We start from the raw sequence: 9,544 nt of genomic DNA, 5'->3' as shown, positions 1-9,544 counted from the left end.
CTGTCACTGAGCGAATCGACCAGCCTCTACGGCGAAGTAGGCAAGCTGTGGGCCTCCGGCGGAGACACGCGCGTGAAATCGCACCTCAACGCCTCGGCGGGGCTGCGGGTGCGCTGGTAGGCCGAAGGCGCGCTTGACGCGCTCAGTGCTGGCGACACCTCACACGCATGACGAACGCATCGCGCTAGCTCCCCCAGATCAGCATGCCGCGGCGGCCTCGGCGGTCACACGCCAAATCTAGAATGGGGCCATGTCTCTCAAAGAGCTCGATTTCCATGGCCAGCCCGCATTGCGCCTCGCCCTGCCCGACGGCAGTGCCTGCACGGTAGCACTGCACGGTGCCCATGTGCTGTCCTGGATCACGGCGGATGGCGTGGAGCGCCTCTACCTCAGCCCGGAGGCGCGCTTCGATGGCCGGAGCGCGATCCGTGGCGGCGTGCCGGTGTGCTGGCCCCAGTTCAACCAGCGCGGAACGCTGCCCAAGCACGGTTTCGTGCGCAATGTCGCTTGGCGGCCCGAGCCGGATGGCGCCGGCGGCAAGCCCGACACCCTTGTTTTCTCGCTGCACGACGACGAGGCCACGCGGGCAATCTGGCCGCATGCCTTCCATGCCAAGCTGGCCGTGACCCTGGCGCCCCGCGCCCTGCGGGTGGCGCTCGCCATCGACAACACCGGTGGCGCGCCCTGGTCCTTTGCCGCCGCGCTGCACAGCTACCTGCGCGTCGACGACATCGCCCAGGCGTCGCTGGAAGGCCTGCAGGGCGCCAACCGCTGGGATGCGGTGCGCGACGATCGCCACGTGGACCTCGCGCCCGTGTTGCGCTTCGGCACCGAATTCGACAGCGTCTACACGGCGCCCGCCAAGCCCCTGCACCTGGTGCAGCCTTCGGGCACGCTCGAGATCGCGCAAAGTGCGAGCTGCACCGAGACGGTGGTCTGGAATCCCGGCCCCGAGCTGAGTGCCCAACTCCAGGATCTGCCCGACGACGGCTGGCGCCACATGCTCTGCGTCGAGGCCGCGCGCATCGACGAGCCCGTGCTGCTGGTGCCGGGCGGGAGCTGGCAAGGCTGGCAGCAGCTCACCGTCCTCTGAACCCCTTTCCGACCCAACTCACCATGCTTGCCAAGCGCATCATTCCGTGCCTCGACGTGACCGGCGGCCGCGTGGTCAAGGGCGTCAACTTCGTCGAGCTGCGCGACGCCGGCGATCCGGTCGAGATTGCCGCACGCTACAACGCCCAGGGCGCCGACGAGCTGACCTTCCTGGACATCACGGCCACCAGCGACGACCGCGACCTGATCCTGCCGATCATCGAGGCGGTTGCCTCCCAGGTCTTCATTCCGCTGACCGTCGGCGGCGGCGTGCGCACCGTCGAAGACGTGCGCCGGCTGCTCAATGCGGGGGCCGACAAGACCAGCTTCAACTCGGCCGCCATCGCCAATCCGCAGGTCATCGAGGACGCCTCGCGCAAGTACGGCGCCCAGTGCATCGTGGTCGCGATCGACGCCAAGCGGCGCTCCGCCGAGGACGAAGGCCTGCGCGGCCCCGGCTGGGACGTCTACAGCCACGGCGGCCGCAAGAACACCGGCCTGGACGCGGTGCAGTGGGCGGTCGAGATGGCGCGCCGCGGCGCCGGCGAGATCCTCTTGACCAGCATGGACCGCGACGGCACCAAAAGCGGCTTCGACCTCGCGCTCACGCGGGCGGTGAGCGACGCGGTGAGCGTGCCGGTGATCGCCTCCGGCGGCGTCGGTAGCCTGGACGACCTGGCCGACGGCATCCAGACCGGCGGCGCTGATGCGGTGCTGGCGGCCAGCATCTTCCATTACGGCGAATACACCGTCGGCGAGGCCAAGGCCTGCATGGCCGCGCGCGGGATTCCCGTGCGGATGTGAGGGGAGGCGGACATCCGCCTGCATCCGGCTTTCGTCATGTGAATCCCCGACAATGTCCGACATGAACTGGCTAGACGAAGTGAAATGGGACGCGAGCGGCCTGGTGCCGGTGATCGCGCAGGAACGCGGCAGCAAGGACGTGCTGATGTTCGCGTGGATGAACCGTGATGCCCTGGAAAAGACGGCCGAGCTGGGACGCGCCGTGTACTTCAGCCGCTCGCGCGGCAAGCTCTGGTTCAAGGGCGAAGAATCGGGCCATGTGCAGACCGTGCACTCGATCCGCATGGACTGCGACAACGACGTGCTTCTGCTCGAGGTCACGCAGACCGGCCACGAGCCCGGCATTGCCTGCCACACGGGGCGTCACAGCTGCTTCTTCAGCAAGTACGAGAACGGCCGGTGGACGGTGACCGAGCCTGTCCTGAAAGACCCTGCAACGATCTACTCTGCCTCGCCTAGATGAGCACCGACGCCCCGCAACGCCCGATGGAAGACGCACTGGCCCGCCTGGCCGCAGTGATAGAGAGCCGCCTGCCGTCCCAAGGCGGCGATCCCGAGAAGAGCTACGTCGCGCGCCTGCTGCACCGCGGCCCCGACGCCTTCCTCAAGAAGATCGGCGAGGAGGCCACCGAGGTGGTGATGGCCGCCAAGGACGCGGACCATGGCGGCGAGCGCACGAAAATAGTGAACGAAGTGGCCGACCTCTGGTTCCACAGCATGGTGGCCCTGGCGCACTATGGCTTCTCCCCGCGCGACGTGGTGGCCGAGCTCGAAAGGCGCGAGGGCACCAGCGGGATCGAGGAGAAAGCCTTGCGCAAGGCCAAAGACCGCGAATCTTCCAACGACTGAGACCCGAAGACGCCATGCCCAATGACATCGTGACCGTGGAACCCGCTCCGTCGCTCAAGACCTGGGGCTGGATCAGTTACATCCTGCATCTGGTGGTGGCGGTGGGCGCCGTGCTGCCAGGCGCGCAGGCCTCGATCGCGCTGCTGCTGATCGCCCTGGTGATCGACCTGGTGAAGCGCGAAGATGCGGCCGGCAGCTGGCAGGCGTCGCACTTCAGCTGGCGCATCCGCTCGGTGCTGTGGGCCGGCTTGGCCTACATCCTGACCTCCTGGCTCTGGCTGCTGTTGCTGCTGCCCGGCTGGATCGCCTGGGCGCTGATTTCACTTTGGTTCCTCTATCGCATCGTCAAGGGGATGGTGCGCATGAATGCGGGCCGTTCCATGGAGCCTTCGAATGTCCTCTGATCCGAACTGCATCTTCTGCAAAATCATCGCGGGCCAGATCCCCTCGCGCAAGGTCTACGAGGACGAGGAACTGTTCGGCTTCCACGACATCGCGCCCTGGGCGCCCGTGCACTTCATGCTGGTGCCCAAGCGCCACATCCCCTCGATGGCCCAGGTCACGCCGGACGATGCGGCGCTGCTCGGCAGGATCATGACCCTGGCCCCCAAGTTGGCCCTGGAGCAGGGCTGCCGCCCCTACCCGCAGGGCGGCTTCCGAATCGTCGTCAACACGGGCGCCGAGGGCGGGCAGGAAGTCCAGCATCTCCATGTGCACGTCATGGGCGGCCCCCGCCCCTGGCTCAAGGGTTGATATTCCCCCTTTCGCGGAGGGACAGCCCCCCGCGCCGACTAAAATCTGACACTTCTTCAGGAGTAATCCATGGGTTCACTTTCCATCTGGCACTGGCTGATCGTGCTGCTCGTCGTGGTGATGATCTTTGGCACCAAGAAGCTGCGCAACATGGGTTCCGACCTGGGCGGCGCGGTCAAGGGCTTCAAGGACGGCATGAAGGACGGCTCGGCGACCGAGACGCCCGCCACCCCCAATCCCCAGGTGAGCGCCAACGGCGCCAACGCCGACAAGTCGACCATCGACGTCGAAGCGCGCCAGAAGTCCTGATTCCGTGATCGACCTCGGCATCTCGAAAATCGCATTGATCGGCGCGGTCGCGCTGATCGTGATCGGCCCTGAGAAGCTGCCCCGGGTCGCGCGCACGGTCGGCACGCTGCTGGGCAAGGCCCAGCGCTACGTGAACGACGTCAAGGCCGAGGTCAACCGCTCGATGGACCTGGACGAGCTGCGCAAGATGAAGGACACGGTCCAGGACGCTGCCCGCGATGTCGAGCACAGCATCCAGACCGGTGCCAGTGACTTCGAGAAGCAGTTCTCCGACATCGGCCAGACGAGCTCCGAGTTGGCCGAGCCGACCCCGAGCTACCCCGAGTACAAGCATCCCCGCAAGAAATGGCGCCTGAAGCAGGGCGCGATGCCGCAGTGGTACAAGGCACGAAACGGCGTGCGTACCCGGGCACTTTCGGGTGCAGCGCGCGTGGCACGCTACCGTCCCCACAAGATCGACTGAGAGCCGTCCGCTCGTTCCGGCTGCGCGCAGCGCGCCTCCCACCTTTGCCCGCAGCGCTCCCCCACATGGCCGATTCCCCCGACAAGAACAAAGACGACGAGCTGGCCGGCACCGAGCAGCCTTTCGTCGCACACCTGATGGAGCTGCGTGATCGCCTGCTCTACTGCGTTTACGGGCTCGCGGTCGCAGGCATCCTGCTTGCAATCTGGCCGGGTCCTAGCGGGTTGATCGACCTCATCGCGGTGCCGATCCGCGCCCACATGCCGCCGGACGCCAAGCTGATCGCGGTGGGCGTGTTCTCGCCCTTCTTCGTGCCGCTGAAGGTGCTGATGATGGCAGCCGTGCTGCTGACGCTCCCATGGCTCATGTACCAAGCCTGGATGTTCGTCGCGCCGGGTCTCTACAGCCACGAGAAGAAGTTCGCGCTGCCGTTGATCATCTTCGGCAGCTTTCTGGCTTACGCCGGCATCGCCTTCGTGCAGTTCTTTGTGCTGGACAAGATGTTCGGCTTCATCCAGGGCTTCACGCCCGCCAGCGTGGCGGCCACGCCGGACATCGCTTCTTATGTGGAATCGATCCTGTCGCTCTACCTGGCCTTCGGCGTCGCCTTCCAGGTGCCGATCGTCGTCATGCTCCTGGTGCGCTTCGAAATGGTCACCATCGAGAAGCTCAAGAACTTCCGCGGCTATTTCATCGTGCTGGCCTTCGTGGTGGCTGCGGTGCTCACGCCGCCCGATGTGGTTTCCCAGCTGGCGCTGGCGATCCCGATGTGTGTGCTCTACGAAGTCGGCATCGTGGCCGCGCGCTACTTCGTCAGGCACAGCAAGGCGCCCGAGGAAAGCGCCGATTCGGCGCAGCAGCCCTGAGCAGCCGCCTCGGGCCTACTCTGCCCGGCGCATCGGTGCGCGGGGCCTCGGGCCCGGCGTGACGTCCAGCTCCATCTTGTCGCTGCCGCGTTGAAGCGCGAAGCGCGCAGCGTTGCCGGGCTTGAGGCCCGCAACCGCCGTCAGCAGCTCCTGCACGTTGCCGATCTGCTTCTCGCCGACGCCGGTGATCACGTCCCCGGGACGCAGCCCCGCCCGCGCGGCCGGGCCGTTCTGCAGCACGCCGGTGATGATCACGCCCTTGTTGGCCTTCACGCCGAAGGTTTCCGCCAGCTCCGGCGAGAGGTCGTTGGGCTCGACGCCGATCCAGCCGCGCGTCACCTTGCCGTCCCTGACGATGTCTTCCAGTACCTGCTTGGCCGTCGAGACCGGAATCGCGAAGCCGATGCCCATGCTGCCGCCCGAACGCGAGTAGATGGCGGTGTTGATGCCTTGGAGGTTGCCGCTGACGTCGATCAGCGCGCCCCCCGAGTTGCCGGGATTGATGGCGGCATCGGTTTGAATGAAATTCTCGAAGGTATTGATGCCCAGCTGGTTGCGCCCCAGGGCCGACACGATGCCGCTGGTCACGGTCTGGCCGACGCCGAAGGGATTGCCGATGGCCAGCACCTGGTCGCCCACCTGCAGGTTGTCCGAGTTGCCCAGCACGATCACGGGCAGCTTGTCGAGCTCGATCTTGAGCACGGCCAGGTCGGTGTCGGGGTCGGTGCCGATCACCTTGCCGCGCGCGTGGCGGCTGTCGTTGAGCGTGACGTCGATCTCGTCGGCTCCTTCCACCACGTGGTTGTTGGTGAGGATGTAGCCATCGCTGCTGACGATCACGCCGCTGCCCAGCCCGATCTGCGGCTGGTCGCCCTGGTCGCCGAAGAAGAAGCGGAACCACGGGTCGTCGCTGCGGGGGCTGCGCCGCGCCGCCTTGCTGGTGTTGATGCTGACCACTGCCGGCGAGGCCTTCTTCGCCGCCGCGCTCAGGCTGCCCGGCGCGATCACCGAGGGGCCGGAGGCCGGTGCCTCGACCACCGACACCACGCCACCCAGCGAGGTGGCGCGGCGGCCGATCCATTCGGGCTTGAGCGTGGCGACGACGAAATAGGCCGCGAGCATCACGGTCACGGCTTGGGCGAACAGCAGCCAGGTTCGTTTCATGAAAGAGAAAGGGAGAAGAGGTTGTGGCGGTGCCGTGGGAAGCCGGCTTCAAGAGCCGCATTGTCCCTCAACGATTGGGCGGTTCCGCTGTACATGAGCCAGGAGGGGCTATTCCGATTCGTCCTGTCTACTCCGGGAAAACACTGATGTCTGCGCCTGTCCGGAAGCACGGCGGCAGCATGGCGGCGAACAGGCGTTCAAGTCGCGGCGCCGCGAGGCCACAATGGCGCGATGAGCACCACCCGACACGAGCTATTGCACGCCTTCGACCTGCTGCTCGCGCCCGAGCGCTTCAAGGACTACGGTCCCAACGGCTTGCAGGTCGAGGGCCGTACCTCGGTGCGCAAGATCGTCTCCGGCGTGACCGCGAGCCGCGCGCTGATCGAGGCCGCCATCCTTGCCGAGGCCGACGCGATCTTCGTCCACCACGGCCTGTTCTGGCGCGGACAGGACGGCCGCGTGACCGGCTGGATGAAGCAGCGCCTGGGGCTCTTGCTCGGCGACGACGTGAACCTGTTCGCCTACCACCTGCCGCTCGACGCCCATCCCGAGCTCGGCAACAACGCCCAGCTCGGGCTGAAGCTGGGCCTGGTCGCGCACGCGGGTGCGACCGGACGCTTCGGCGAGCAGGAGATCGGCTTCCTCGGCGCGCGCGGCAATGGCGAAACCTTCGCCAACGCCCGCGCATTGGCCGCGGATGTGGAAAAGGCGCTCGGCAGGAAGATCACGCTGGTCGACGTGCCGGCGTCGCGGCCGATCCGCAACATCGCCTGGTGCACGGGCGGGGCGCAGGGCTATTTCGAGGCCGCAATCGCCGCCGGCGCCGATGCTTTCATCACCGGCGAGATCTCGGAGCCGCAGGCCCACTATGCGCGCGAGATGGGCGTCGCCTTCCTGGCCTGCGGCCACCATGCGACCGAGCGCTACGGCGCGCCCGCGGTGGCGGCCCATGTGGCCGCGCAGCTGGGCCTCGCGCACGAGTTCATCGACATCGACAACCCGGCGTGAACAGCCAGGCCCTCGCCATCACCTTGGGCGATCCCGCGGGCATCGGCCCGGAGATCATCGCGCGTGCCTTTCGCGATGCGCCCGAGCTCACGCGGGGCTGCTTCGTCGTTGGCGACCTGGGAGTCGTCCGGGGGGCAGCGCAGGCGCTCGAGGCGCCGGGACGGCTCCCGCTGCCGGTTGCATTGATCGAGGCGCCGGCCGAGGCTCTCGCCGTGCCGCCATGCTGCATTCCCGTGCTGCAGGCGGTGCGCCCGCCCGATGCAGCGATCGCGCCAGGCGTGATCAGCGCGCTCGCCGGCCGCATCGCGGGTGACTGCGTGGTCTGGGCCGCGCGCGCCGCGTTGCGCGGCGAGGTGGCGGCGATCGTGACCGCGCCGCTGCACAAGGAGGCGCTGGCCGCCGCGGGCTATGCCTTCCCGGGTCACACCGAACTGCTGCAGGCCGAGGCCGCAGCCCACCTGGGCCGCCCCGTGGCCGATCTCCCGGTGCGCATGATGCTGGCCAACGACGAGCTGCGGACCGTGCTCGTGAGCATCCACATGTCCTTGCGCGCGGCGATCGATGCCGTCAGCTTCGAGGGCGTGCTGCAGACCCTGCGCATCGCGCACGACGCGCTGTCCTCGCTGCTGGGGCGCGCGCCGAGGATCGGCGTTGCCGGCCTCAATCCGCATGCGGGGGAGGGCGGGCTGTTCGGGACAGAGGAGCGCGACATCATCGCGCCCGCCATCGCGGCCGCGCGTGCCCAGGGCATCGCCGCCGACGGGCCACATGCGCCGGACACCGTCTTCATGCGCGCTCGCGCCACCGCGCAGCACGCCGGCGAATTCGACGTGGTGGTCGCGATGTATCACGACCAGGGCCTGATCCCGGTCAAGTACCTTGGGGTGGAGAAGGGCGTGAACGTGACGCTGGGACTGCCGCTGGTGCGCACCAGTCCCGATCACGGCACCGCATTCGACATCGCGGGCACCGGCCGGGCCGACGCGAGCAGCCTGATCGAGGCGATCCGGATGGCGCGCGCGCTGGCCTTCAGGGGCGCTTGAGGTTGTCGCGGATCTCGCGCAGCAGCATGATGTCTTCGGGGGGGCCGGCCGGCGGTGATTCCTCGTTCCTGCGACGCAGCTTGTTGATCTGCTTGACCATCAAGAAGATGATGAACGCGAGGATCACGAAGTTGACCACGATGGTGATGAAGTTGCCGTAGGCGAGCACAGGCACGCCCGCCTTCTTGAGATCCGCCAGGTTGTTGGCAACGCCGGGTGGCGCCGTGCCCAGCACCACGTAGAGGTTCGAGAAGTCCAGCTTGCCGAACACGAGGCCCACCACCGGCATGATGACGTCGCTCACGATGGAATCGACGATCTTGCCGAAGGCGGCGCCGATGATCACGCCGACCGCGAGGTCGACCACGTTGCCCTTGACGGCGAACTCGCGAAATTCCTTCAAGAAACTCATGGGGGATGACCTCGCGCGCTTGTTGTTGGACCGCGGCAGTATAGAGGGCCACTTGCTCTGCGGCCACGCCTTGCGCTCGCGTTGAATTCGCTTGTGACGCTCCGCTACAATCGTCGGTTGACCCAAGCCCCCATCGAAGAAGACTGAGGACCCCCATGAGTGACATCTCCGTCGGCCGCCAGCGGATCGACAGCAGCAAGCGGACGTGGTTGATCGCATCAGGCTGTGCCGGCGCAGTGGGCGGAGTGGCCACCGCCATCCCGTTCGTCAGCACCTTCCAGCCTTCGGAAAAAGCCAAGGCCGCCGGTGCCCCGGTCGAGGTCGATATCGGTGGTCTGCAGCCCGGCGAGAAGCTGACTGTCGAATGGCGCGGCAAGCCGGTGTGGATCCTCAAGCGCTCTGCGGCCCAGCTCGCCGAGCTGCCCAAGCTCGATGGCCAGCTCGCCGATCCGCAATCCAAGCGCAACCCCGACGAGTTCACCCCAGAGTACGCGCGCAACGAGAACCGCTCGATCAGGCCCGACGTCCTCGTGGTCGTCGGCATCTGCACCCACCTCGGCTGCTCGCCCATCGACAAGCTCCAGGCCGGCCCGCAGCCGTCGCTGCCCGACGACTGGCACGGCGGCTTCCTCTGCCCCTGCCATGGTTCTACCTTCGACCTGGCCGGCCGCGTCTTCAAGAACAAGCCCGCGCCCGACAACCTGCCGGTGCCGCCGCACATGTACCTCTCCGACACGCGCCTTCTGATCGGCGAAGACAAGAAGGCCTGAGGAGCAAAGGA

Annotated in this window: 14 protein-coding genes; 12 read left to right on the top strand and 2 right to left on the bottom strand. The window is 67.1% G+C overall.

The features are described 5' to 3' along the window. Positions 1-250: 250 nt before the first annotated feature. The 9 genes from ACMGEZ_RS21160 (at position 251) to tatC (ending at position 5,136) form a co-directional block, all read left to right on the top strand. Positions 251-1,093 (top strand): D-hexose-6-phosphate mutarotase, encoded by an 843-nt coding sequence (locus ACMGEZ_RS21160; protein WP_436824235.1) that lies wholly within the window; start codon positions 251-253, stop codon positions 1,091-1,093. 23 nt (positions 1,094-1,116) lie between these two features. After that, complete coding sequence (gene hisF, locus ACMGEZ_RS21155) at positions 1,117-1,896, top strand: imidazole glycerol phosphate synthase subunit HisF (RefSeq protein WP_436824234.1); 780 nt, start codon at positions 1,117-1,119, stop codon at positions 1,894-1,896. Between the two features lie 61 nt (positions 1,897-1,957). After that, positions 1,958-2,359: a phosphoribosyl-AMP cyclohydrolase gene (gene hisI, locus ACMGEZ_RS21150; RefSeq protein WP_436824245.1), complete on the top strand. Its 402-nt coding sequence runs from the start codon at positions 1,958-1,960 to the stop codon at positions 2,357-2,359. Next, entirely contained in the window at positions 2,356-2,745 is a 390-nt protein-coding gene (locus ACMGEZ_RS21145; protein WP_436824233.1) for a phosphoribosyl-ATP diphosphatase, read from the top strand. Before hisI ends, ACMGEZ_RS21145 begins: the two co-directional genes overlap by 4 nt. 14 nt (positions 2,746-2,759) lie before the next feature. Next, on the top strand, positions 2,760-3,149 hold the full coding sequence (locus ACMGEZ_RS21140; RefSeq protein ID WP_436824232.1) for a DUF4870 family protein: 390 nt from the start codon (positions 2,760-2,762) through the stop codon (positions 3,147-3,149). Then, the gene (locus ACMGEZ_RS21135; RefSeq protein ID WP_162585447.1) at positions 3,139-3,498 is read left to right on the top strand and encodes a histidine triad nucleotide-binding protein; all 360 of its coding nucleotides are present in this window, start codon (positions 3,139-3,141) and stop codon (positions 3,496-3,498) included. The genes ACMGEZ_RS21140 and ACMGEZ_RS21135 overlap by 11 nt, the downstream gene beginning before the upstream one ends. 69 nt (positions 3,499-3,567) lie before the next feature. After that, positions 3,568-3,807: a Sec-independent protein translocase subunit TatA gene (tatA, locus tag ACMGEZ_RS21130; RefSeq protein ID WP_068684832.1), complete on the top strand. Its 240-nt coding sequence runs from the start codon at positions 3,568-3,570 to the stop codon at positions 3,805-3,807. A 4-nt stretch (positions 3,808-3,811) separates the two neighbouring features. Beyond that, positions 3,812-4,270: a Sec-independent protein translocase protein TatB gene (gene tatB / locus ACMGEZ_RS21125; RefSeq protein WP_436824231.1), complete on the top strand. Its 459-nt coding sequence runs from the start codon at positions 3,812-3,814 to the stop codon at positions 4,268-4,270. A gap of 65 nt (positions 4,271-4,335) precedes the next feature. After that, positions 4,336-5,136 carry a twin-arginine translocase subunit TatC gene (gene tatC / locus ACMGEZ_RS21120; RefSeq protein WP_436824230.1) on the top strand — a complete coding sequence of 267 codons (801 nt, stop codon included), beginning with the start codon at positions 4,336-4,338 and terminating at the stop codon, positions 5,134-5,136. Between the two features lie 15 nt (positions 5,137-5,151). Here tatC and ACMGEZ_RS21115 read toward each other — a convergent pair whose 3' ends face one another. Then, positions 5,152-6,300, bottom strand: a complete 1,149-nt coding sequence (locus tag ACMGEZ_RS21115) for a S1C family serine protease (RefSeq protein WP_436824229.1) — start codon at positions 6,298-6,300, stop codon at positions 5,152-5,154. A 231-nt stretch (positions 6,301-6,531) separates the two neighbouring features. Between ACMGEZ_RS21115 and ACMGEZ_RS21110 the strand changes: the two genes are divergently transcribed. Then, on the top strand, positions 6,532-7,308 hold the full coding sequence (locus ACMGEZ_RS21110; RefSeq protein ID WP_436824228.1) for a Nif3-like dinuclear metal center hexameric protein: 777 nt from the start codon (positions 6,532-6,534) through the stop codon (positions 7,306-7,308). Then, positions 7,305-8,351 (top strand): 4-hydroxythreonine-4-phosphate dehydrogenase PdxA, encoded by a 1,047-nt coding sequence (pdxA, locus tag ACMGEZ_RS21105; RefSeq protein WP_436824227.1) that lies wholly within the window; start codon positions 7,305-7,307, stop codon positions 8,349-8,351. Before ACMGEZ_RS21110 ends, pdxA begins: the two co-directional genes overlap by 4 nt. On the opposite strand, the gene mscL is transcribed toward pdxA, so the two are convergent. Next, positions 8,338-8,763: a large conductance mechanosensitive channel protein MscL gene (gene mscL, locus ACMGEZ_RS21100; RefSeq protein WP_436824226.1), complete on the bottom strand. Its 426-nt coding sequence runs from the start codon at positions 8,761-8,763 to the stop codon at positions 8,338-8,340. The two genes, pdxA and mscL, sit on opposite strands and share 14 nt — an antisense overlap. A 155-nt stretch (positions 8,764-8,918) precedes the next feature. On the opposite strand from mscL, the gene petA reads away from it, so the two are divergent. Next, positions 8,919-9,533 carry a ubiquinol-cytochrome c reductase iron-sulfur subunit gene (gene petA / locus ACMGEZ_RS21095; RefSeq protein WP_436824225.1) on the top strand — a complete coding sequence of 205 codons (615 nt, stop codon included), beginning with the start codon at positions 8,919-8,921 and terminating at the stop codon, positions 9,531-9,533. The last annotated feature ends 11 nt before the right edge of the window (positions 9,534-9,544 follow it).

The organism is Variovorax stachyos (assembly GCF_051400855.1).
In the GTDB taxonomy this organism is placed as follows: Bacteria; Pseudomonadota; Gammaproteobacteria; order Burkholderiales; family Burkholderiaceae_C; genus Variovorax.
Note: the sequence above shows the minus strand (reverse complement) of the source record. Positions and strands in the feature narration are given on the sequence as shown.